Raw genomic sequence first — 22657 nt, forward strand, 5'->3', positions numbered from 1 at the left:
AGAGGGTGACATGCTGTGAGAACAGATAATCGCCGCATGCTATAGGGTTGTGGTGTACAACATGACATTTGGAAAGTCGTGTTGCAATATCTGCTCTTCCCTCGGTTGTAAATTTGCTCTAGCCTGCCGCCATCGCGCTGGATTATCGACCCCAGCGCCCTCGAATTTGGAGAAAAATAACCATGCTGACCTTTCGTCAAGCCGAGCAAGCCTACCGTGAGCACGTTTTAAGCGACTTAGATACCCGACTGTCGTTGGGTGTGTTAGAAGACTCTGATCGCTTGGGCGACCCTAGCCTGGAAGCTGAGCAGCAGCATATGCAAGCAGCAGAAGCGCTGCTGGTGCAGCTTCAGCAAGTAGAAACCGACGGTTTTGAGCAGCAGTTGGATATTGAGCTGATGCAGCGCTCGCTCAAGCTGGATCTGTTTTTTCATAACTTGCAGCAACATGGCGAGCCACAGCGCCGTCGCATGCCAAACGGTGTGGATGGTATCAGTGCTGGTATCTTCCAGCTGTTTATTAACGATGAGCGTGAGCCAGAGCCACGCTTGGATGATATCTTGTCACGCCTGCAAATGGCACCAGCTTACCTGAGCACGGAGCTGCAGGTGATTACCCAGCCGATTACTCGCTGGTGCGCCACCGAATTGGAGCAAGGTGAAGGCATTCCATCGCTGTTCGACACCATTTACGACTGGGCCGAGCAAATTGGCTATGGCAAGTTGGCCGAGCTGAAAGCGGCAATTGAGGCCTGTAATACAGCTTTGGGTGATTACCTTAGCGAGCTGAAAAGCCGCGATACCATTGACGATTTTGCCATTGGTGAAGACAAGGTCAAAGAGCTGTTGGCGCTGCGCCAAATAGATAAAACGCCAGCACAACTGGCAGCCATGGCCAGCGAGTTTATGGCTGAAACCCAGCAGCTGTTGGCGGAGTTGACCGATAAACTGGTAAAAAAATACGACCTGGATGCCACTACCAGCCAAGCGGATTTGCATGAGTTTTTAAATAATCATTTCGCCGCAGAAATTAAAGGCGAGCGTTTAGATTCGGTGTTGGACTATTATCATGAGCACCGCCAGAAAATTGAAGACTTTATTCAACAAAATACCTTGTTCCCGCTGCCTGAGCAGCAAAGCATGCGTATTTTGCAAACGCCAGATTTCCTCGAGCCTGTGATTCCAGCCGGTGCAATGTGGCCACCGCTGGCGCTGCGTGAAGGCAAAAAAACCAGCATGGTGTATCTGACACTGAAAGAAGATCAATTGGCGGAGCACAATCAGCTCGGTATTCCCATGATGATGGTGCACGAAGGTACACCGGGTCACCATTTGCAGTTTGCCTCGGCGGCGTTGCATGAGTCCTTTATTCGCCGCATCTATTCTGCCAATGAGCATGCCGAAGGCTGGACCACCATGCTGGAAGATTACATGCTCGATATTGGCTACGTCAGTGACGATATCGTGGATGAGGTGCGCTTTGTCACCAAGCGAGAAATTTTGCGCCTAGTTGCTCGTGTCGGTATCGACTTGTACTTTATGACCGGCAATAAAGACTACTTGCAGGTCGGCCTGGATCTGGACTTCAGCAGTGACGATCCTTTTGAAAATGCCGCCAAATTGCTTAAAACCGCCACCGGCTTTACCGATGGTCGTGTGCAGGCTGAGCTTAACTGGTACAGCAGTGAGCAAGGCTATCCGCTCAGCTATTTAACTGGTAATCGTATGGTGTGGGAGCTAAAGCAAGACATCATAGATGTCAATAAAAAGCAGCTGGAATCCGACGAGCTGGATCGCCAGTTCCACGACGTGTATCTCAAGTCGGGCTGCATGCCAGTGGCCAGCTTGCGCAAGGTATTTGAGCACCATGGATACCTGTAATTGCTGACGACACTGGCTCCTCTATTGCTGTTTGCCTTTATTACCGCGGTCACGCCGGGGCCTAACAACATCTTGTTGATGGCCGCCGGTGCTAACTACGGAGTGCGCAACAGCTTGCCGTTGTTTGCTGGCATTGTACTAGGGAGCCTCTGAATAATACGGTGCCCGCTCTGGATTGCCAGAGGGCTTTAGATCACGAAGCCGGTTTGCCGCTCTAGCCAGCTACAGCAAAAATCGGCGACACAGAGCTGGAGTTCTCTGGCGCTCCCCGTAGGGCGCGGGCGGCAACCTTCCATAACGTCGTTATCGATGTTGAAAAGGGCTAGCCATTTCCTGCCATCGCCGCCTTGTACTGAAAGCCTGCTGCACTCGCGCAGAGCTGTGCAGAATTGTTTAGAGGTTCCCTTTCTTTCCGGCCATGGTGTGGCTGGTGGCCTTTGTCCTCAGCAGCGGTTTGCAGGGCACAGGCTTGGTCGACTGGGTACAGTGGCTGGGCCTGGCGTATATCGCTTATTTGGCCTGGCTGCTGGCCACGGCACCGGTGAGCCAGTTGGAGCAAGAAAAACCTGCGCCCATTGGTTTTACTAAGGCAGCGCTGCTGCAGTGGATTAACGGCAAATCCTGGATGATGGTTACCGGTGCTGTGGCTGTGTATGGCTCGGTTAGGGAACCTCTGAATAATTCGGTGCCCGCTCTGGATCGCCAGAGGGCTTTAGATCACGAAGCCGGTTTGCCGCTCTAGCCAGCTACAGCAAAAATCGGCGACACAGAGCTGGAGTTCTCTGGCGCTCCCCGTAGGGCGCGGGCGGCAGCCTTCCATAACGTCGTTATCGATGTTGAAAAGGACTGGCCATTTCCTGCCATCGCCGCCTTGTTCTGAAAGCCTGCTGCACTCGCGCAGAGCTGTGCAGAATTGTTTAGAGGTTCCCACTGCTCCTTGGCAACAGGCGCTGTTGTTTGCCGGCGTGTTTTTGGCCACCGCCATTCCCACCGGCCTGTTGTGGCTGGTGTTTGGTCGGCTATTAAAGCGCTACTTGCAGCCGCCTAAACGGCAAAAAGCCTTCAACCTCAGCATGGCCGCATTGCTAGTGCTCTCCATTGTGCCGGCGGTGCTGTAGCCAGCGTCTCGCTCGCGCAGAGCACCGAAGGCACAGTACATCTCCATTCCTTTCAATATCGCTAACGGCGTTTGTTGGCTGTGCTTAGCCACCCCATAGGGCTATTCGGGCCATCACCATTGTCGCCGCTTTTTGGTTTACGTTAACGTAAACGTAAGAATGAAGAGTGAGCACCCATGAGCGTGAAAGAACGCAGCCATTACAGTATTCGCGACCTGGCCGACGAGTTTGATATCACCACCCGCACCATTCGCTTTTACGAAGCGGAAGGGCTGCTGAGCCCCCAGCGCGAGGGGCAAACTCGCATCTATTCGCCCCAGGATAGAGTGCGGCTAAAGCTGATTTTGCGCGGCAAACGCTTGGGTCTGTCGTTGGCAGAAAGCCGTGAGCTGATTGATATGTACGACCCCTCGGCCAATCGGCCGCAGCTGGAGTCACTGCTGTCGGCCATTGATCGCCGCCGCCAGCAATTGCAGCAACAGCTGCACGATATTCAACGCATGATGGAAGAGCTAGACGATGCCGAGCTAAAAGCTCGCCAGGCGTTAGAGCCCCATCAACTGCAAAAATAATAACTTAATCACTGTTACAACCACCTGAGGAGGTTGGCCATGAAAGATTTTAACTTTGGCCTGGGCGAAACCCTGGATATGTTGCGCGAACAGGTTCATGGCTTTGCGCAAAAGGAATTGGCTCCGATTGCGGCTGAGGTCGACAAAAATAACGAATTTCCAATGCCCATGTGGCGCCGTTTTGGTGAGCAGGGGCTGTTGGGCATTACCGTCGGCGAGCAATACGGTGGTGCTGATATGGGCTATTTGGCCCACGTCGTCGCGATGGAAGAAATTAGCCGTGCGTCGGCCTCAGTGGGCTTGTCGTACGGTGCGCACTCGAATCTGTGTGTGAATCAGATTCACCGCAATGGCACTGAAGCGCAAAAAGAACAGTATTTGCCCAAGCTGGTAAGCGGCGAGCACATTGGTGCGCTGGCCATGAGTGAGCCCAATGCTGGCTCGGATGTGGTGTCCATGACACTGCGCGCCGACTTAAAAGGCGATCACTATGTGCTTAACGGCAGCAAAATGTGGATCACCAATGGCCCAGATGCCCATGTCTACGTGATTTATGCCAAAACCGATTTTGATAAAGGTCCACACGGCATTACCGCCTTTATCGTTGAGCGTGACTGGGCCGGTTTCTCGCGCAGTCCTAAGCTCGACAAGCTGGGCATGCGCGGCTCTAACACCTGTGAGTTGGTATTCGATAACGTTGAAGTGCCAGTGGAAAACATTCTTGGCACCCTCAACGAAGGCGTGAAGGTATTGATGAGCGGCCTCGATTACGAGCGTGTGGTGCTGTCGGGTGGTCCGACCGGCATCATGCAAGCCTGCATGGATATCGTTAAGCCCTACGTTGCCGAACGCACGCAGTTTGGTAAGCCAATTGGTAGCTTCCAGCTGGTGCAGGGCAAGCTGGCCGATATGTATACCAGCATGAACGCCAGTCGCGCCTACCTATATGCCGTCGCAGCGGCCTGTGATCGTGGTGAAACCACCCGTAAAGATGCTGCTGGTGTGATTCTGTATTGCGCTGAAAAAGCCACGCAAATGGCACTGGATGCCATCCAACTGTTAGGCGGCAATGGCTACATCAATGAATACGATGCTGGCCGCCTGCTGCGTGATGCCAAGTTGTACGAAATCGGTGCTGGCACCTCAGAAGTGCGGCGCATGCTGATCGGTCGTGAGATGTTGCAGGAGAATCTGTAATGCCTGTGCTCAACAGCCGGGCAGAGCTAAAAAGCCCTGCCTTTGATCAAAATCGTGCCCATATGCAGGCTTTGGTTGATGACCTTAACCAGCAAGCGCGTCGCATTGCTGAAGGCGGCGGTGAGGCCGCCATGCAGCGTCATATCGAGCGCGGCAAATTACCGCCGCGCCAGCGCATCGCTCAATTGCTGGATGCCGGCAGCCCGTTTTTAGAAATTGGCCAGCTGGCCGCCCATGATATGTACGGCGATGAACATGTGCCTGCCGCCGGTGTAGTGGCGGGCATCGGTCGTGTTCATGGCGTCGAATGCATGGTGGTAGCCAACGACGCCACGGTCAAAGGCGGCAGTTATTACCCCATCACGGTGAAAAAGCACCTCAGGGCGCAGGATATTGCCCGCCAGAACCGTTTGCCCTGTATTTATTTGGTCGATTCTGGCGGTGCCAATCTGCCACGTCAGGATGAAGTGTTTCCCGATCGCGATCACTTTGGTCGCATCTTTTACAACCAGGCCAATATGAGTGCCGCTGGCATTCCACAAATTGCTGTGGTTATGGGCTCTTGTACCGCAGGCGGGGCTTATGTGCCGGCGATGGCCGATGAATCCATTATTGTGCGCAACCAAGGCACGATTTTCCTGGCTGGCCCACCACTGGTGAAAATGGCCACCGGCGAAGACGTTAGCGCCGAAGAGTTAGGCGGCGGTGAGCTGCACTGCCAGCAATCTGGCGTAGCGGATCATCTGGCAGAGAACGATGCCCATGCGCTGCAGCTGGCACGCCAAGCCGTTGCTCGGCTGAATTGGCCGGCCAGCCCAGAACCGAGCCAGCCGATTACGCCGCCGCGCCATGATATTCATGATTTGTACGGCATTATCCCCAGCGATACCCGCCAGCCCTTTGATGTGCGTGAGGTAATTGCGCGGCTGGTTGACGGCTCTGAGTTTGATGAATTTAAGGCGCGTTTTGGCACTAGCTTGGTATGTGGTTTTGCCAGCCTTTATGGCATGCCCATCGGCATCGTAGCGAACAACGGCATCCTGTTTTCTGAGTCGGCGCAAAAAGGCGCGCACTTTATTCAGCTGTGTGCCCAGCGTGGTATTGCCTTGCTGTTTTTGCAAAACATCACCGGCTTTATGGTCGGCCCTAAATACGAAGCCGAAGGCATTGCCCGTCATGGCGCCAAAATGGTGACCGCCGTGGCCTGTGCCAATGTGCCAAAACTGACCTTAGTGATTGGTGGCAGCTTTGGTGCTGGCAACTACGGTATGTGCGGCCGTGCTTACGATCCCAACTTTATGTTTATGTGGCCCAACGCTCGTATTTCTGTGATGGGCGGTGAGCAAGCAGCTGGCGTATTGGCGCAGGTAAAACAGCAAGCGGCACTGAAAAAAGGCCAAAGCTGGAGCGATGAGCAGTCAGAAGCGATTAAGCAGCCGGTGCGAGAGCAATACGAGCGCCAAGGCCATCCCTATTACAGCTCGGCCCGCCTATGGGACGACGGTGTGATCGACCCAGCCGATAGCCGTCGGGTGTTGGGGCTGGCGCTGTCTAGCTGTTATCAAGCCGAAGCCTGCTCCAGCCGCTTCGGCGTATTCCGTATGTAGGAGGCCTTATGCTCACCGTTGCAATTGAACAGGGCATAGCCCGCCTAACACTCAACCGCCCGCAAGTTGGCAACGCTTTTAATGCCGAGCTAATCGCTGAACTGCAACAGCAATTTGAACGCCTGGCAGACGACGATAGCGTGCGTGTATTGGTGCTGGCTGGCGAGGGCAAGCACTTTTGTGCTGGCGCCGATTTAAATTGGATGAAGCAGCAAAAAGACGGCAGCCAGCAAGAGAACCAAGCCGATGCGCTGGCGTTGGCACAGATGCTAAAAGCCCTGTATGAATTTCCCAAACCCACCATTGCCATGGTGCAAGGAGCGGCCTTTGGTGGCGCCTTGGGGCTGATTTGTGCCTGCGATATGGCTGTCGCCAGTAGCGATGCCCGTTTTTGCTTAAGCGAAGTCAAACTCGGTTTAAGCCCGGCCACCATCAGCCCCTATGTGTTAGCGGCGATGGGGCCCAGACAAGCACGACGCTATTGGCTAACGGCCGAGCTGATCAGTGCGCAACAAGCGCAGCAACTGCAGCTGGTGCATGAAGTGGTGGCCAAAGACGACTTAAACGATCAGCTGCAGCAGTGGTGTCAGGCATTGCTGGCCAATGGTCCCCAGGCCATGGCGGCGACCAAGCACTTGATTCAGCAGCAAGGCAGTGAACTGAATGACGCGCTGCTGTATTCCACCAGCGATTTGATAGCCCGCCTGCGCGTCGGTGACGAAGGGCAGGAAGGGCTAACAGCATTTCTTCAAAAACGATCGCCTAGCTGGCAGGTAACGCCGGACAAGGAGTCTGCTCCAGCCGAGCAGCCAACGCCCGTCGAGGAGCACAAGGCATGATGCAAAAAGTTTTAATCGCCAACCGTGGTGAAATCGCCGTGCGCATTATGCGCACCTTAAAAGACCTCGGCATTGCCAGTGTGGCGGTTTACTCCGATGCCGATCGCTACGCCATGCATGTCGATATGGCCGATGAAGCGGTGCACATTGGTGCCAATGAAGCCAGCGATAGCTACTTACGCAGCGATAAAATTCTTGCTGCCGCTAAGGCGGTCGGCGCTGATGCTATCCACCCTGGCTATGGTTTTTTAAGTGAAAATGCCGGCTTTGCCCGCGCCGTGGCCGAGGCCGGACTGATCTTTATTGGCCCGCCCGCCGATGCCATTGATGCCATGGGCGATAAGGCCAGCGCTAAAGCGCTGTTGAGTGGCCGAGAAGTCCCCTTGGTGCCGGGCTACCACGGAGATGAGCAAAGTGACGAACGGCTGTTAGCCGAAGCACTGAACTGCGGCTTTCCATTACTGCTAAAAGCCAGTGCTGGCGGCGGTGGTAAAGGCATGCGCATCGTCGAACAAGAAAGCGAGCTGGGCGCTGAAATTGCCGCCGCTCGGCGTGAGGCCGCCAATGCCTTTGGCGATGATCGGTTATTGATTGAGCGTTTTTTGCGTAAACCACGCCATGTTGAAGTGCAGGTGTTCTGCGATCAGCAAGGCAATGGCGTGTACCTGTTTGAGCGTGATTGCTCGGTGCAGCGGCGTCACCAAAAAGTCATTGAAGAAGCGCCGGCTCCGGGCATGACCTCGGAGTTGCGCCAGCGCATGGGTGAAGCGGCTTTGGCCGCTGCCCACGCCATTGGCTACGTCGGTGCCGGCACGGTGGAGTTTTTGCTCGATACCGACGGCTCGTTTTATTTCATGGAAATGAACACCCGTTTGCAGGTGGAGCATCCGGTAACGGAAATGATCACCGGCCAAGACCTAGTGCATTGGCAGCTGTTGGTTGCCAGTGGCCATGCCCTGCCGCTGACGCAGGAGCAACTGCGCTGTACTGGCCATGCCATTGAAGTGCGCTTGTACGCCGAAGACCCAGACAATGGCTTTTTACCCGCCCTTGGCACCCTTAACCTTTGGCGTGAACCACGTGCCACCACTCAGGTGCGCGTTGATAGCGGTGTGCGCCAGGGCGATGAAGTTAGCCCGCATTACGACCCCATGCTGGCCAAACTGATCGTGCATGGCGACACCCGTGAGCAAGCGTTGCGTTTGATGCGCCAGGCATTAGCCGACTTGCTGATCGATGGGGTCAAAACCAATCGCGATTTTCTGTTGCGTTTGCTCAGCTGCCCGGCTTTTGTCGACGCCGACCTCAGCACCGATTTAATCGACCGCAGTGATTGGCAAGCCAGTCAAGCACCGGACTGGCACAGTGCCGCACTGGTTGAGCTGCTGCTGCCAACCCTGAACTCCAATGTCCACAGCCCCTGGCACGCCGATGGCTTTCAGCCCAACTTGGCCGCTAGCCGACAACTGACGCTGATGCTGGCCGATGGCCGTGAAACGCGTGTCAGTGCTGAGCGTATTGGTCAGGCCTGGCAGATGGACGGTCAGAGCTATCGCAGCCAGCTACAGCGGGTTGAACAGGACTTGTACCAACTGTTGCCACAGCGCCAGTGGGTATTGCTCAGCGATGACGATATGGTGCTGTTTGATCAGCACGGCAGTCAGCGTTTTGTACGCCAACGTTGGTTAGGTGAACAGCATGAAGATGACCATGGTGGCTTGCATGCGCCTATGTCTGGTCATGTGCTGGCGGTTAACGTTGCCGCCGGCGATACCGTAAAGGCCGGTGACGTGCTGATGATTATGGAAGCCATGAAGATGGAGCACAGCATTCGCGCCGGTCATGATGCGGTAGTCGAGCAACTGCTATGTGAAGCCGGTGACAGCGTACGCGAGGGCGACGAGTTGGTGGTGCTGAGTGACGCTGTGCAAACTGAGGAGCCGGCCTAATGCGAGATCACGTAACTCTGGTCGAAGTCGGTGCCCGCGATGGCTTGCAAAACGAAGCGCAAACCCTATCGGTGGCGCTGCGCTGTGAGCTGATCGAACGGCTGGCAGATTGCGGCCTGACGCGCATTGAAGCCGGCAGTTTTGTATCGCCTAAATGGGTGCCGCAAATGGCGGACAGCGATGCCGTATTGCAGCAGCTGAAGGCCCGATCCGACGTGCGCTACAGCGTGTTAACCCCCAATTTACGTGGACTAGATGGCGCCCTCAGTGCCGATGCCAAAGAAGTGGCGGTATTTACCGCGGCCTCCGATGCTTTTACCCAGAAGAACACCAACTGCAGCGTGGCCGAATCACTGGAGCGGGCGCGTGCTGTGGTAGATGCGGCTCGCACTGCTGGCATTCCGGTACGCGGTTATGTGTCGACTGTGATGGGCTGCCCTTACCAGGGTGATGTCAGCATTGATGCCGTGCTGGACGTCAGTCAGAGTTTGTTGGAAATGGGCTGTTACGAGGTATCGCTGGGCGACACCATAGGCGTCGGCACGGTAAAGCAAACCCGTGAACTGATTCGTGCACTGGCCATGCAGTTACCCGTCGCTCAGCTGGCGGTACATTTTCACGATACCTATGGCCAGGCGTTGGCCAATATTCATGCCGCCCTGGAGCTGGGTGTACGCACCGTCGACAGTTCGGTGGCTGGCTTAGGCGGTTGTCCTTATGCTGCGGGTGCGTCGGGCAATGTTGCCAGTGAAGATGTGGTGTACCTGCTGCAAGGTCTGGGTTTAAGCTGTGGCGTCGATCTTCAGCAACTGGCCATAACAGGCGCTTGGATCTCACAGCAATTGCAGCGCGATCACAGCAGCAAAGCCGGTAAAGCCATCGCAGCCAAGCAGGCTGCAGCAGTCAGGGAGTCACAAGGATGAGCACAACAGCGCTTTGGCAGGCCTCACAACAGCGCCGCCAGCACAGTCAAATGCAACATTACATGCACTGGCTGGCAGAGCAGCAACAGCACAATTTTGAGCATTACAACGAGCTCTATCAGTGGAGCATCGAGCAGCGCGGCGAGTTTTGGCAGTCGCTGTGGCAATATTTTGATATTCAAGCCCATCAGCCAGCCAGCCAAGTGCTGCAAGAATCGAGTGATCTGCGTCAAACACGTTGGTTTGAAGGCGCGCGGCTTAACTTTGCCGAGCACTTATTGCGCCCGGCCATGAACGATGACTCGGCCGATAAAACCGCCTTGGTATTTCGCAGTGAGCAGGACATTCGCACCAGCCTAAGCTACCGCCAGCTGTACCAACAGGTCGAAAAAGCCGCCAGCGCTATGCGCCAGCGTGGCGTTGTGGCCGGTGACCGTGTCGCTGCCTTTATGCCCAATGTGCCGGAAACCGTCATTAGCATGTTGGCAGCCGCCAGCATCGGCGCTTTGTTTTCATCATGCTCGCCGGATTTTGGCCTTAATGGTGTATTGGATCGCTTTGGCCAGATTCAGCCAAAGCTGCTGATCGCTACTCAAGGTTACTTTTATGCCGGCAAATGGATCGACTGCAGCGAGCGCGTAGCGGCCTTGCGTGATGCCTTGCAGCTGCCGACCGAGCAGCTGATTTCTGTGCCTTACCCAGGTTGTGACAGCACGCCTAACGGCGCTTGGAGTTGGCACGAGTTTCTAGCGACCCATGACGATGATAATGAGTTCAGCGAGCTGCAGTTTGCCTCACTGCCATTCGATCACCCGTTATATATCATGTACAGCTCTGGCACCACCGGTGTGCCTAAGTGCATTGTGCATGGCGCTGGCGGCACCTTATTGCAGCATCTTAAAGAGCTGCGTTTGCACACCGATGTTGGTCCAGACGATGTGCTGTTTTATTTCACCACCTGCGGTTGGATGATGTGGAACTGGCTAGTGTCGGGCCTCGCCACCGGAGCCACTGTGGTGCTGTACGATGGCTCGCCGTTTCATCCTGGGCCTGAAGTGCTGTGGCAAATGGCCGAGGACGAAGGCGTTACCGTGTTTGGTACCAGTGCTAAGTACATCAGCGCGCTGGAAAAGGCCGAGCAGCGGCCTATCGAACGGCCGTTAAAATTACGCACATTGTTATCCACAGGCTCGCCACTGGCCCATGAAAGCTTCGACTACGTCTATAACGCCATTGGCCGTGACCTGGCGCTGTGCTCCATATCGGGTGGTACCGACATCATTTCCTGCTTTGCCTTAGGTAATCCACTGCTGCCTGTGTATCGCGGTGAGCTGCAATGTGCGGGCCTGGGCATGGCAGTGGATGTGTGTGACGAGCAAGGTCAATCCTGCCCGCCTGGTGAAAAGGGCGAGCTGGTGTGTCGCCATGCTTTCCCTTCTATGCCGGTGGGCTTTTGGAACGATGCCGACGGTGAGCGCTATCGCAGCGCCTACTTTGACCGCTTTGACGGCATGTGGGCCCATGGCGATTACGCCGAGTTCAGCGCTCATCAGCAAGATGGCCATAGCTGGAATAGCCTGATTATTCACGGCCGCTCCGATGCCGTATTAAACCCGGGTGGCGTGCGTATTGGCACCGCAGAAATCTATCGCCAAGTAGAGCAGTTAGCCACAGTGCAGGAAAGCCTGGCGATTGGTCAGCAATGGCAAGACGACGTGCGGGTGGTGCTGTTTGTAGTGTTGGCCGATGGCTTGCAACTCGACGATGAGCTGCGCCAGCAAATTCGCCAACGCATTCGCGAACATTGCACGCCGCGCCATGTGCCGGCCAAAATCATTCAGGTGCCGGCGCTGCCGCGTACCATCAGCGGCAAACTGGTGGAGCTGGCGGTACGTAACGTAGTGCATGGTGAGCCGGTGAAAAATACCGATGCTTTGGCTAACCCACAGACGCTGGATTACTTCAAAGACATTGCTGAACTCAAACAGGACTAACCGCATGACTGACAGCAGCCCGGCATTACTGGTAGAACGCTGCCACGACGGCAATGATGAGCCCAGCATCGTACTGGCGACCTTTAACCGGGCGGCGCTCAAACATGCGATTTCCGATGCCGATATGATCGACGCCATCGAACAGCTGATCGATGAAATCAATGCCTCATTAACCGGCCCGCAGGCGGTGAAGGTATTGGTCGTGACCGGCAGCGACGGCGTGTTTAGTGGTGGTGGCAATATCAAAGCCATGCAGGCCCGCACTGGTATGTTTGCCGGTGATGAGCGCCAACTGAGCGACAATTACCGCAATTATATTCAGCGCATTCCGCGCGCCTTTGCCCGCCTGCAAGTGCCGGCCATTGCCGCCGTCAACGGCGCCGCCATTGGCGCCGGCAATGATCTGGTGTGCATGTGCGATATGGCCATTGCCGCCCGCTCTGCGGTGTTTGCCGAAAGCTTTATTCAGCTGGGGCTGATTCCTGGCGACGGTGGTGCTTGGCTGCTGCCACGGCGGGTAGGCATGCAACATGCCATGGCCATGGCACTGACGGGTCGGCGTTTTAGCGCCGACGAAGCACTGGCCATGAACTTGGTGATGCAGGTGGTGGCCGACGATCAGCTGTTGGGCACGGCCCTGGGCTTAGCGCGGCAAATGGCGGTACATGACGGCCGGGTATTGCGCGAATCCAAACGCTTATTGCTAGAAGCTCAGCAGCAAACGCTTGATCAGACGTTAGATGCTGCGGCGCAGTTGCAGGGGCAATTGCATCATGCGGAGAGTTTTAAGTTGTAGGGGGCTTTGTGTCAGTGAGCATTTTTTGCCCTCGCCAACGAGGTAATTATTAACGCTAAATTCTATGTCCTCATTGAGGGATCTTATCCCTCACGCCGGACTGGCGAACTCCCTGCCTTGCGCTGCGCAGGCCTTTTCTCCTTTGTTACCAATGCTGTAGTCGCCGCATCACAAAAAGCCTACGTCCCTGTAGGCCTTTTGTTGGTGCTGCCGTCCGGGCAGCCCCTGCGGGCACAGCCATTGCCAACGTCGGCGGCCTGCTAAGGCGCCAAGGCGTGACGACAAAAGGAAACCAACCTAGGAATGGTGTCCAATTTATTTTGAATGACAATAACTTGGATTTGACTAACCGGATTGTTAACTCAGGTAAGGTTCTTGATTAAATGAAGTACTATAAATTCTATACAGAATCTCATGATGGCGACGAAGGTGAATTTTTCTGTGAGGTAGAAGAAGGTGTTATTACTCGTCACCTCAATGTGTTTGGAGATGTCCTTTACTGGGCAACTCCAACTGATGAATATGACGAAGAATATTTCTTTACTGATCAACCAGAGTTTGAATTGACTGAAGCAAAAAAAGAGATTTCACAAGATGAGTTCACTCGCCTTTGGGAAAAGGCCAAGAAACAAAACGAAAAAAATACCGACAAACAATAACAACAATAAGGACATATATAGACGCTCTCCCGGTGTCAAGGCAGCAAACACCAGGGACACCCACTCTAAGCTGTCACGCTGATGGCAGCCTGCTCCGCAGCGGCTAGGCTGATATCAGCTGCCGCAGAACCGGAGTATCATTATGCCCAAACCCAGAAAACATCAGGTCTCCCTCGACGCCACGCCGTATTATCACTGTGTATCGCGCTGTGTACGGCGCGCGTTTCTGTGTGGTACGGATCATTTGAGCGGCCAGTGCTACGAGCACCGCCGTGGCTGGTTGGAAGATAAGTTGCTGTCTTTGCCACAAGTGTTTGCTATTGATGTAGCGGCCTACGCCATTATGAGCCAGCAACAACATGAGCCAACAACATGGACACCCATTCTAAGCTGTCACGCTGGTGGCAGCCTACTTTGCAGCGACTAGGCTGACATTCAGCTGCTGCAGAGTCGGAGTGTCATTATGCCTAAACCCAGAAAACATCAGGTCTCCCTCGACGCCACGCCGTATTATCACTGTGTATCACGCTGTGTACGGCGCGCTTTTCTATGTGGTACGGATCACTTGAGCGGCCAGTGTTACGAGCATCGCCGAGGCTGGTTGGAAGATAAGCTATTATCGTTGCCGCAGGTATTTGCCATTGACGTGGCGGCCTACGTCATTATGAGTAACCACTATCACGCTGTAGTTATTTTTGATATCCACTAATGACTACACCATCTTCGTCTTCGGTCAACGGTAACTGCCCCAGCTGAGCAAGGTAATCAATGAATAGCGTGTACTTAGTATCGTCTTGGTACTTCTTACCAGTATTTGGATCGGGTTTTTCTTCAAATCGAGGGCATCTTATGGCGTATATCTCTTTTAATAAAAAAGGGCCATGTACTGTACAGTCTGTTGCATGATTGCCCTCTGCTCCACCTTCAGGAAACTTGGTTAGTCCTTTGAACTTTTCGTCTTGAACAAATGAAAACTGCACTGGCATATCAAGCTTTCCAATAGCATCAAGTACCTCTCGCCATTTGGTGTCGTTCATTAGTGTGCACTTGTATTTTGCTATTTTTGCGTCGATTCTTGTTTGTGTTTCATTCATAGTATGTGTTGAACAGGTTTTAAGGCAACGATAGCGGTGTTAGTCGGAGTAATCTGAAAGCTTTTCTCGTACAAATGAAAGTATATGCTCGTAACTATAATCCTTGTAGTTGCTTACATCAGGTTGAAAGTAGTACAAGTTATTGAGTATGCAATATGCGCACTTCCTTACCTTTTCCTGATCAGAAGACTGCTCCATTTCAATGAGTAGGTCTGCTGCCTCGAGAATGGCAGGATAATAAGTACCAGCGTGATTGTTTCCTACTGCAGAGAGGACTTTGTGATCTAAACCATGTCTTGCTTTAGACTCATTGTAAGAGCTTAGATGAATAAGGGATTCAACCAGCTCCTTTGGATCGTAGTACTCTGGTCCCGAATACTTTGACCAGTCAACAGATATAATATTTTCTTTAATATCTAAGCTCATCGTATCAACCCTTTAGATAATGATTTTGGTTGCTCTAACGTCTTCAATTGGTCCAGAGTTACTCAGGCGGCACAATACCATCACCGCCGCTGCCAGAACCTTTAGTCCATCCAATTTGAAGCATTCGATGGGTCAAAAATGGTCCTAAAAAGGGCAGCAGCCAAGTCAAGGTATGGCATGCTAGCTTTCTCTCTTGGGTAAAAAGTCGTTTGCAGCGATCTCGATTGATACCATAAAAGCAAAAGAGTAGTTAAGTAGCGCTAGACCTTTGAGTGGGGCGTCATGCCAATTAACTTCCATTTGTCACCCTACTGCGTCCATCTGCTTTTTTGAAGTCGGATTTTTGGGTCAGCTTGGCTACGCCATACTCGATGCTTAACCTAAACAGTAAATAGCCAAAGATAGAACCCAGCAGTGTGAAATAACTGGTACCGTAATACTTGTTGAACAGTATGGTGTAGAACCAGTTCTGGCTATACACATAGATTAGGATACTGATGGCGGTGGAAAATAGCAGCGCCCAGGCGCATAGCGACAGGTAAGTGGGTATAGTTTTCTGTCGATAGACCAGTGCCAATACCAATAAAAAGCTAGCGCAGTTGATAGCTGAAAATATTCGTATGTCGTTGGTGAGGTCAGACCATATCTGCTGATAGCGGCTGGAAACATCGGTAGCCAAAGACTGCAATCCCGCTTGAATGACTTGATACTCCCACAATTTACTTTGCCGTGGTAACGCAACAAGAGCGGCTTTTATAAGGTCATTCGTCGTGGATGTCGCTGGAGCGTTAGTTAAGGTGGAGTTCAAAGCGCTTTTAATGCATTCAAGGTCTTGCTTTAGTGCCAGCACTTCAGATTGATACTCGGCCAGAAAAAGCTTTTGTGCCAACTTAGGCTGGGCATCTCCTGAGCCCAGCAGGTTATCTAGTTTTTCATGCAGCTGTTGCGTGACTTTGTCACTGATAAATCCGATGGCCGTTCTCTCAAGCGGCTTTTGTAGCAATACGGTGGCCAACAAGATACACAGAAAAAATAGCGTGCCTGTGCCAGAAATGCTCAGCAATAACCGTCGATTGATCATGATTTTCCTAATACTTGGCGTCAGAGGGAAAGTAAAGCGGGTCATTATTGCCGAAGCCTTTGCATCCGCATAGCTTTAACCTGTGGTGGATTGGTTTGACCGGTGCTAGATGCCTCCACACCCGAGTTTACTTTGCTAAGTGGCTAAAATCCACAGTCTAGTGTTGTTAGAATAGATGTCCTAACTTTCATCTAGCGCAAGTCGCCCTAAGCCACCTGAAAGCTATGTACTTATCTGCTCGTAAGCTATTGAGTTAGGTGTCTTACTTGCGTAGCTAATGATACTATGAGATTTTTCTTTGCGGTGAATATTCACAATGCAAGGTGTGATTACAGTAAAAAACTGAAGTAATTACAGTTTTAGGTGTATCACGATTATGATAAGATTTTGAAGCCGCTTTTATTGTGGGTTTTACATGAGATTATGAGTACATATTTAGATTTCATTTTTCCAGATGATTACGGGTGGATAACTTTGTGCCTGGGCGAAAATGAATATTTATGTGAGTGCTCGTACATCATGGATACCCCAAGGGAACTAATTGAGGGACTTGTTAAGCTAAAGTCTAGCTTCGGTCCAGTATTTGTTCTAGCAGTTAAAGAGCCTTCATCGGATATTTTAGAGTTGTCTCGAATCGGGGACGAATTAATCGTTAATATATACAAGTTTTATTCTCCAGATGATGTTCCTTGGGCGATAAAGAAGCCAGAGTCTTTGTGCTCATATATTGAGAATAAAGACAAATCTAAAAGTCTTTCACTTAGCTACCAACAAACAGTATTTGAAGTGGCTGACTCTATGGGAAAATTGATGTCACAATCATATCGAGATACGTGGGGACACGAATACCCGTTTGATTTACTAGAGGCGCTTCTTGCATAACAGTGCGGGCCGGAAGTACTGCAAGGTAGACATCCACGAGTCTTAAATTACACGATCGATACAACCTAGTCGCCTAACCTAATGGATATGTTCTCAGTCCCGCGTGCAGGTTTCCTGCGCCTTAGCAGGCCGCCTAAGTTGGCAATGGCTGTGCCCGCAGGAGCTGCCTGGATGGCAGCGCCAGCCAACATCCTGCCGGGATGCAGGCTGTTGGTGTTGCGGCGACCACAGCATTGACGACAAAGGAGCAATGGCCTGTGCAGCGCAACGCAGGGAGTTCGCCCGCTTGGCATGAGGGATTAGATCCCCCAAGGAGGGCATAGGGCATGGCGGCAATAAAAACGAATCGGCAACACTCTATCGTAAATAACAAGCACCACAGCCTCTTCGCGTTAGGCAATCACGCTGTCCCCACCACTGGAACGCTGTTTCCTGCTCTTGCCAAACGATAATGACAAATGACACATTGAGTCGCCACCCGTATGCGGTTACAAGATGGCTCCTATTTAACCCTATCTTAATGACCTAGTTGCTGATTTCAGTACCTATGTTACTGACGCTTAGCCTGTGTAGAAAGGGTCGGCCTGCTGGCTAAAAGTAGCGACTTTGCCGAGTATTCTCGGCGGCTACAGTGCCTTGGTTTAGGCAGCGCCAAAGGATGGCATAACGATCATTGAATATGTTAAGGAACTTTGATGAAGAAACCTGCAATGGCCATTGCGCTGGCCTTAGCTTTATCGGCTTGTGGTGGCTCAAGTAGTGGCTCAAGTAGTGGCTCAAGTGATGAAAATCCAACTGTCGAGCCGCAACCGACCGCGCCGGATACCTCAGGTGGAGGCAATCCCACCAGCCCAGCCCCTGGCGCTGATGGTGAGCTAAAGAATCGTGACCAGGTGCTGTTTAATACCAGCCACACCGCCAAGCTTGAAGGTACGCAGTTAACGCTTAAGTATTTGCCAGAGCCTGGCCAAGGCGCACTGGCCATAATCGACAGCGATGATACGGAGATGACCTTGTACGTGTCTTCTGCAAACAGCGCTAGCGAAACAGGTTTTGCTGAAGCACTAAAAGAACTGAAAAACCCTCAACAGCGCTGGATCTATATTCCAGAAAACAGTGTGACGGAAGTTGAGCTTACAGTGGAGTCCAGTCAAGAAAATTCGGAGTTCACTTTTACCTTAGCAAGGCCAAGTCGCAAACTTTTAAATATGGATGAAAGTGATTTTCTCCTTAATGTTGTTGGAAATCGATCAGCCGAATGTGACAATAATAGGAAAAATAATACACCACTTGTAAATAAGAGTTGGCAGCTATTAAGACAAATAATAGTAAATTTCTCAGATGGATATAGGGTTGATAGTTCGTGGAATAAAAAGCAGCTTAGAAAAACCAGCGTGAATTCTTTTTTAGACAATTTATCCATGGATTTCAAGTACTTGGTGTATCCAGAGCAGCAATTGTTGACCACGGAAATTGAGGCAGAGTATGTTTATGATAGTCAGACAGGAAGAATCGAGATCGGTGCGGTCAAACGTGGCATTGAACATCAGGGCCAGTACTGCCGTGTAAACTATAACAATGACCGGTATGAGTATCCAATTGTAGAAGTGGGTGACTGATAAAAATAGCGAAAGTAACACCGTTGTTATCAGTGCCTATTTTGGGGCACTGATATACGTGTAAAAGTCTTCTGGAGTTTACAGTAAGGATATAGAGTGCTTCTGCACTTTCCTATGGTAACTATCATGCCCGTACTTTTTAAATGCCCCCCCCTGGCATACACAGCGCTAATGGATGGAATAAAAATCATTAATTATGTTAAGGAAACTATGATGAAAAAACCTGCAATGGCTATTGCCTTGGCTTTAGCTTTATCGGCCTGTGGTGGCTCCAGTGACGAAGATCCAACTGTCGATCCGCAGCCGACTACGCCAGATACCTCAGGTGGAGGCGATACCTCCAGCCCGGCCCCCGGCGCAGATGGTGAGCTAAAGAATCATGATCAGGTTCTGTTTAATACCAGCCACACCGCCAAGCTTGAGGGTACGCAGTTAACGCTGAAGTATTTACCAGAGCCGGGCCAAGGCGCACTGGCCATAATCGACAGCGATGATGCGGATTTGACGTTGTCTGTTTCCTCAGCGAACAGCGCTACAGATACAGGTTTTGTTGAAGCACTAAAAGAACTAAAGAATCCTCAACAGCGCTGGATCTATATTCCAGAGGACCGAGTGACAGAGGTTGAATTTACCGTAGAATCCAGTCAAGAAAGCTCAGAGTTTTTCTTTACCCTGGCCAAGCCAAGTCGCAGTCTCTTAAATATGAATGAAAGTGATTTTCTGCTTCATATCGATGGTTCTAAAAAAGGTGAGTGTAATGGGCAGGGTCCTACTCATTGGCAAGTGATTGAACAAATCGTCTTTAATTTTAGCGATGGTTATAGAGTCGATAATTCAGGAAATAAAAGGCAACTGACTAAGGTTGGTGAAAACCTCTATGTAGAAGATGTGGTGATAGACTTTGAGTACATAGATGCCTTATCAACGAATCAGCAGCTGCCTAAAGAAGTTGAGGTTGCGTACTTATATAACGATAAAGAAAATCAAGTTCTAGTGGTTGGCGGAGAGCGTGACTTTGAGCATCAAGGTCAACGCTGCACTGTGCTGTATAACAACGAGAAGCATGTATATCCCATTGTAGAGCTAGATGATTAGTCTCCTTTGTCGCTACTTGTTGATAGTCATATTGGTGCAATGAAAAAAAGCGAAACGCTGTGCTGAAGACATTCTTTAGCACAGCGTGCTTTGCACCTTAGGCTAGCGGTTGTTTTGCTTTTGGTAGTTGTCGAAAACGCCGTGCCGCCCAGCTAATGCCTATAGTGCCTATCACGCTGGGCAGCAACCAACCCATCCAGATGGCACTGTCACCGACCCAGGCTTGCAGTAAAGCGCGGCCACCAAAAGCACCGAAGGCGGTGTAAAGACCAATACCCGAGCCGAGCATGGCAGCCAGATGTGCTTGCCACCAGGCTGCTGGCTGAGCGCGCCACCAATAGCGAATCATATCGCTCATCAGCCACAGAGTTGCCAGGGCAAATAGCCCCAATAACAGCGCTTGATTTATTATGCCCAATATTAATACCAGTGCAGCGATTACAGCGGTCAGGCCCATGGCGGTTTGCAATAGCCACTCTTTGCTGGGATCAGGGCGTTTGACCTTCCAATAAGCTGTGCGCAGGCCTTGCCATAAACTGCAGCCCACCAGCAGACACAGCATTAATAAAAACAAGCCCGTGCGGCGAATAGCAATAATGTGCTCGCCGGCGACGTCGCTGGCCAATGCATTAACCGACCAAGGGTCGAGCAAGGTCAGGGTTTGACTGGCCAGGGCGCTAACCACCGTTGTCGCCATCAGGCCGCTATAGAGCCAACCGCTGTAACGGTGCCAACGACTGCGCTTATGTACCGCCAGCGGCAGCCAGAATGCCAATAACGCTAGGCTGGCCGTACCAATATGTAGCCACAGGGCGGCGTTTTGCAAAGTTAGCGCCCACTCAGGCAAAGTGAAAAAATAGTTCTGCAACATGGTGTGGCCTCCAGCTCGAATCAATGTAAGGCCAGTGTGCCCAACCCTGGCGCGCCGCCACAGTGTGAGGTGTCATGATGTGGCCGTGACATTTGTCACGATGTTTTTAACAGGCTTGCCTCGCCCGCCAAGCCGCGTCAGGATGCCAGCAGTTCCATACAAGGTGTGAGCTGTGTGCCGCGTATAAATACATTACTGAACAATCGCTACTGGTCGTTTACTCCGATTTGGTTGCTGCTGTGTTTGGCGACCGTGGCCGTGGTAGCAACGCCGCGATTAACGCAGCTAATAACGCAAGATAAACCTTGGCTGCTGGAGAGCATGCTGCATGGGCTGATGCTGCTGTGTACTTTATTGCTGCTCAATGAGCACAGCTGGCAGCAAAAGCGCTGGCGTATGGCGGTGCTGGCCGTCGTTGTAATGCTGATGGCGGCGTTGATGCTGCAATCGATCAGCAATATTTATCTGGTCTACAGCATTATGCTGACCTCCCTCACCACAGCCTGCTTAGGTCAGCGCGCCAGTGCTGTGTTTGCTGGTGTGGTCATGCTGCTATTTGCTGGGATTCACTGGCTGTACTGGCAAGACCCAGAGCTGGGCCGCAGTGTATTGTTGTTTGGTGCCTTTCATGGTTTTGCCTGGGTAGTGAGCAAGCAATTGAATCAGGAACGTGAGCAGCGTGAGCAATTGCAGTTGAGTCACGCTGAGCTTTACAGTACGCAAGCGCTGTTGAGTCAAACCATTGCCAATGACGAGCGCTTGAATCTGGCGCGTGAGTTACACGATGACGCTGGGCACCAACTTACCAGCTTGATTCTGCAGTTGGATGTCGCTCGCCGCCAGGCTCTGCAAGGCGATAACGAGGCGTTACAGCAGCGGCTAGATCATTGTTATCAACAGGCGCGTGATAGCCTAGCCACTATTCGCCAAGTGGTGAGCGACAAACGCCACAGCGAGATAGACTTGGCCAGTGCCTTGCGCGATTTATGTCAGCACTTACCGCGCTTAACCGTGCATCTCGATATCCAGCCCCATGCCAAACTGGCGCAAGCCAAGCTGGCTCATTGCTTGCTGCGCTGTTGCCAAGAGGCCATTACCAATGCGTTAAAGCACAGCGCTACCGAGCACCTATGGATTCGCATTGCTAGCAATGACGACCGTCTGAGCTTGCGTATTGTCGAAAGCGAACAGGCGTTAGACTTGGATCTTGTCGGCTCTAGCCCCTTATATGGCAATGGATTAACCGGCCTGAATGAGCGGGTGGTGGCACTAGATGGGCATTTTCGCGCAGTGATGACGGAGCAGGGGTTGGTCATGGAGGCAGATTTTGACGATTGATACCGAGAAGACAAAAACCGTGCTGGACAAAATCGGCGTTCATCTGGTGGATGACCAACAGTTGGTACGCGATGGCCTTGCGGCGCTGCTGAGCATGAGTGAGCAAGTAAAGGTCTGCGGTCAAGACAGTGGAGGCGATGCCTTTTTGCAGCGTTTTCAGCAAGGTGACGTAGAGGCTCAGGTCATTCTTTTGGATATGCGTATGCCGGAAGGAGACGGCCTCAGTGTGTTGCGAGCTTTACAGCAAGTTCAGAATAACGGCCAGTCGGTTCCAGCTTGTTTGGTATTAACCACCTTCGATGATGCCGAGCTGATGGCCGATGCCCTGTACGCCGGCGCGCGTGGTTATTGGCTAAAAGATACCTCGCTGGAGGTACTGGTGCAGGCCATTGAGCGGGTGGCTAATGGCGAGCTGGCGTTGCAGCCTGAACTCACCTTAAAGGCGCTGAGTAAGCAGCGCTCCGATGTTGCCGACACAATCGTATTGAATGATGCAGAAACCACTTTGTTAAGCCTAATGGCAGAGGGTTTATCTAACCGCGATATTGCCGTGCGTATTTTTAAAGCCGAAGGCACGGTGCGCAATCAGGTATCGGCTTTGCTAGCCAAGCTGGAAGTCAGCAACCGCACCCAAGCCATTGCCAAAGGCATGCAGAATGGCTGGGTATCGCTTTAGAGGCTACTTCTAAGCGAGCCGCCATTACGCTCAGGGGGCAT

22 protein-coding genes and 2 pseudogenes are annotated in these 22657 nt (G+C 52.1%); 20 read left to right on the plus strand and 4 right to left on the minus strand.

The genetic code is table 11. The features are described 5' to 3' along the window. Positions 1-182: 182 nt before the first annotated feature. The 15 genes and pseudogenes from AC55FS_RS01710 to AC55FS_RS01780 form a co-directional block, all read left to right on the plus strand. A complete protein-coding gene (locus AC55FS_RS01710; RefSeq protein WP_496934337.1) occupies positions 183-1880 on the plus strand; it encodes a DUF885 family protein in 1698 nt (565 codons plus the stop codon). Beyond that, positions 1881-2033: a hypothetical protein gene (locus AC55FS_RS01715; protein ID WP_496934338.1), complete on the plus strand. Its 153-nt coding sequence runs from the start codon at positions 1881-1883 to the stop codon at positions 2031-2033. It abuts the gene before it with no gap. Positions 2034-2310: 277 nt separating this feature from the next. Next, positions 2311-2622 carry a hypothetical protein gene (locus AC55FS_RS01720; protein WP_496934339.1) on the plus strand — a complete coding sequence of 104 codons (312 nt, stop codon included), beginning with the start codon at positions 2311-2313 and terminating at the stop codon, positions 2620-2622. A gap of 163 nt (positions 2623-2785) precedes the next feature. Continuing rightward, complete coding sequence (locus AC55FS_RS01725) at positions 2786-2998, plus strand: hypothetical protein (RefSeq protein WP_496934340.1); 213 nt, start codon at positions 2786-2788, stop codon at positions 2996-2998. A gap of 176 nt (positions 2999-3174) precedes the next feature. Next, positions 3175-3570, plus strand: a complete 396-nt coding sequence (locus tag AC55FS_RS01730; protein ID WP_094059125.1) for a MerR family transcriptional regulator — start codon at positions 3175-3177, stop codon at positions 3568-3570. A 39-nt stretch (positions 3571-3609) separates the two neighbouring features. Beyond that, positions 3610-4767, plus strand: coding sequence for an isovaleryl-CoA dehydrogenase (locus AC55FS_RS01735; RefSeq protein ID WP_496934341.1), 1158 nt, complete (start codon positions 3610-3612; stop codon positions 4765-4767). Continuing rightward, positions 4767-6374: a carboxyl transferase domain-containing protein gene (locus AC55FS_RS01740; protein ID WP_496934342.1), complete on the plus strand. Its 1608-nt coding sequence runs from the start codon at positions 4767-4769 to the stop codon at positions 6372-6374. Before AC55FS_RS01735 ends, AC55FS_RS01740 begins: the two co-directional genes overlap by 1 nt. Positions 6375-6382: 8 nt before the next feature. Next, a complete protein-coding gene (locus tag AC55FS_RS01745) occupies positions 6383-7213 on the plus strand; it encodes an enoyl-CoA hydratase/isomerase family protein (RefSeq protein ID WP_496934343.1) in 831 nt (276 codons plus the stop codon). Next, complete coding sequence (locus AC55FS_RS01750; protein ID WP_496934344.1) at positions 7210-9162, plus strand: acetyl/propionyl/methylcrotonyl-CoA carboxylase subunit alpha; 1953 nt, start codon at positions 7210-7212, stop codon at positions 9160-9162. Before AC55FS_RS01745 ends, AC55FS_RS01750 begins: the two co-directional genes overlap by 4 nt. After that, positions 9162-10085, plus strand: a complete 924-nt coding sequence (locus AC55FS_RS01755; RefSeq protein WP_496934345.1) for a hydroxymethylglutaryl-CoA lyase — start codon at positions 9162-9164, stop codon at positions 10083-10085. Before AC55FS_RS01750 ends, AC55FS_RS01755 begins: the two co-directional genes overlap by 1 nt. After that, entirely contained in the window at positions 10082-12079 is a 1998-nt protein-coding gene (locus AC55FS_RS01760; RefSeq protein ID WP_496934346.1) for an acetoacetate--CoA ligase, read from the plus strand. Before AC55FS_RS01755 ends, AC55FS_RS01760 begins: the two co-directional genes overlap by 4 nt. A 4-nt stretch (positions 12080-12083) precedes the next feature. Then, positions 12084-12875 (plus strand): enoyl-CoA hydratase-related protein, encoded by a 792-nt coding sequence (locus tag AC55FS_RS01765; RefSeq protein WP_496934347.1) that lies wholly within the window; start codon positions 12084-12086, stop codon positions 12873-12875. A gap of 383 nt (positions 12876-13258) precedes the next feature. Further along, positions 13259-13534, plus strand: coding sequence for a hypothetical protein (locus AC55FS_RS01770; protein ID WP_496934348.1), 276 nt, complete (start codon positions 13259-13261; stop codon positions 13532-13534). A gap of 142 nt (positions 13535-13676) precedes the next feature. Continuing rightward, positions 13677-13895: pseudogene (locus tag AC55FS_RS01775) on the plus strand (hypothetical protein); the annotation flags it as partial. Between the two features lie 102 nt (positions 13896-13997). Beyond that, positions 13998-14225: pseudogene (locus tag AC55FS_RS01780) on the plus strand (transposase); the annotation flags it as partial. Here AC55FS_RS01780 and AC55FS_RS01785 read toward each other — a convergent pair. From AC55FS_RS01785 to AC55FS_RS01795, 3 genes are all read right to left on the minus strand, one after another. Further along, positions 14224-14571, minus strand: coding sequence for a hypothetical protein (locus tag AC55FS_RS01785; RefSeq protein WP_496934349.1), 348 nt, complete (start codon positions 14569-14571; stop codon positions 14224-14226). The pseudogene AC55FS_RS01780 and the gene AC55FS_RS01785 overlap by 2 nt on opposite strands. A 96-nt stretch (positions 14572-14667) precedes the next feature. Beyond that, positions 14668-15054, minus strand: a complete 387-nt coding sequence (locus tag AC55FS_RS01790; RefSeq protein WP_496934350.1) for a hypothetical protein — start codon at positions 15052-15054, stop codon at positions 14668-14670. Between the two features lie 289 nt (positions 15055-15343). After that, positions 15344-16135 carry a hypothetical protein gene (locus tag AC55FS_RS01795; protein WP_496934351.1) on the minus strand — a complete coding sequence of 264 codons (792 nt, stop codon included), beginning with the start codon at positions 16133-16135 and terminating at the stop codon, positions 15344-15346. Positions 16136-16522: 387 nt separating this feature from the next. On the opposite strand from AC55FS_RS01795, the gene AC55FS_RS01800 reads away from it, so the two are divergent. The 3 genes from AC55FS_RS01800 to AC55FS_RS01810 all read left to right on the plus strand — a co-directional run bounded on the left by AC55FS_RS01800 (position 16523) and on the right by AC55FS_RS01810 (position 19731). Then, positions 16523-17017 carry a hypothetical protein gene (locus AC55FS_RS01800; RefSeq protein ID WP_496934352.1) on the plus strand — a complete coding sequence of 165 codons (495 nt, stop codon included), beginning with the start codon at positions 16523-16525 and terminating at the stop codon, positions 17015-17017. A 695-nt stretch (positions 17018-17712) separates the two neighbouring features. Next, positions 17713-18636 (plus strand): hypothetical protein, encoded by a 924-nt coding sequence (locus AC55FS_RS01805; RefSeq protein WP_496934353.1) that lies wholly within the window; start codon positions 17713-17715, stop codon positions 18634-18636. A 171-nt stretch (positions 18637-18807) separates the two neighbouring features. Then, complete coding sequence (locus tag AC55FS_RS01810; protein ID WP_496934354.1) at positions 18808-19731, plus strand: hypothetical protein; 924 nt, start codon at positions 18808-18810, stop codon at positions 19729-19731. Between the two features lie 97 nt (positions 19732-19828). On the opposite strand, the gene AC55FS_RS01815 is transcribed toward AC55FS_RS01810, so the two are convergent. Further along, positions 19829-20602, minus strand: a complete 774-nt coding sequence (locus AC55FS_RS01815) for a DUF2306 domain-containing protein (RefSeq protein WP_496934355.1) — start codon at positions 20600-20602, stop codon at positions 19829-19831. 174 nt (positions 20603-20776) lie between these two features. Between AC55FS_RS01815 and AC55FS_RS01820 the strand changes: the two genes are divergently transcribed. Next, positions 20777-21940, plus strand: a complete 1164-nt coding sequence (locus AC55FS_RS01820; protein ID WP_496934356.1) for a sensor histidine kinase — start codon at positions 20777-20779, stop codon at positions 21938-21940. After that, positions 21930-22616, plus strand: a complete 687-nt coding sequence (locus AC55FS_RS01825; RefSeq protein WP_496934357.1) for a response regulator — start codon at positions 21930-21932, stop codon at positions 22614-22616. The genes AC55FS_RS01820 and AC55FS_RS01825 overlap by 11 nt, the downstream gene beginning before the upstream one ends. The last annotated feature ends 41 nt before the right edge of the window (positions 22617-22657 follow it).

The sequence above is a fragment of the Bacterioplanes sp. CLAM21 genome, assembly GCF_059641015.1.

Bases quoted from the DNA above. Each gene is read 5' to 3' on its own strand.
- AC55FS_RS01730 (WP_094059125.1), top strand. From the start codon at position 3,175: ATGAGCGTGAAAGAACGCAGCCATTACAGTATTCGCGACCTGGCCGAC.
- AC55FS_RS01760 (WP_496934346.1), top strand. From the start codon at position 10,082: ATGAGCACAACAGCGCTTTGGCAGGCCTCACAACAGCGCCGCCAGCAC.
- AC55FS_RS01795 (WP_496934351.1), bottom strand. From the start codon at position 16,135: ATGATCAATCGACGGTTATTGCTGAGCATTTCTGGCACAGGCACGCTA.
- AC55FS_RS01755 (WP_496934345.1), top strand. From the start codon at position 9,162: ATGCGAGATCACGTAACTCTGGTCGAAGTCGGTGCCCGCGATGGCTTG.
- AC55FS_RS01735 (WP_496934341.1), top strand. From the start codon at position 3,610: ATGAAAGATTTTAACTTTGGCCTGGGCGAAACCCTGGATATGTTGCGC.
- AC55FS_RS01745 (WP_496934343.1), top strand. From the start codon at position 6,383: ATGCTCACCGTTGCAATTGAACAGGGCATAGCCCGCCTAACACTCAAC.
- AC55FS_RS01770 (WP_496934348.1), top strand. From the start codon at position 13,259: ATGAAGTACTATAAATTCTATACAGAATCTCATGATGGCGACGAAGGT.
- AC55FS_RS01710 (WP_496934337.1), top strand. From the start codon at position 183: ATGCTGACCTTTCGTCAAGCCGAGCAAGCCTACCGTGAGCACGTTTTA.
- AC55FS_RS01750 (WP_496934344.1), top strand. From the start codon at position 7,210: ATGATGCAAAAAGTTTTAATCGCCAACCGTGGTGAAATCGCCGTGCGC.
- AC55FS_RS01815 (WP_496934355.1), bottom strand. From the start codon at position 20,602: ATGTTGCAGAACTATTTTTTCACTTTGCCTGAGTGGGCGCTAACTTTG.
- AC55FS_RS01805 (WP_496934353.1), top strand. From the start codon at position 17,713: ATGAAGAAACCTGCAATGGCCATTGCGCTGGCCTTAGCTTTATCGGCT.
- AC55FS_RS01785 (WP_496934349.1), bottom strand. From the start codon at position 14,571: ATGAACGACACCAAATGGCGAGAGGTACTTGATGCTATTGGAAAGCTT.
- AC55FS_RS01790 (WP_496934350.1), bottom strand. From the start codon at position 15,054: ATGAGCTTAGATATTAAAGAAAATATTATATCTGTTGACTGGTCAAAG.
- AC55FS_RS01765 (WP_496934347.1), top strand. From the start codon at position 12,084: ATGACTGACAGCAGCCCGGCATTACTGGTAGAACGCTGCCACGACGGC.
- AC55FS_RS01740 (WP_496934342.1), top strand. From the start codon at position 4,767: ATGCCTGTGCTCAACAGCCGGGCAGAGCTAAAAAGCCCTGCCTTTGAT.
- AC55FS_RS01810 (WP_496934354.1), top strand. From the start codon at position 18,808: ATGGATGGAATAAAAATCATTAATTATGTTAAGGAAACTATGATGAAA.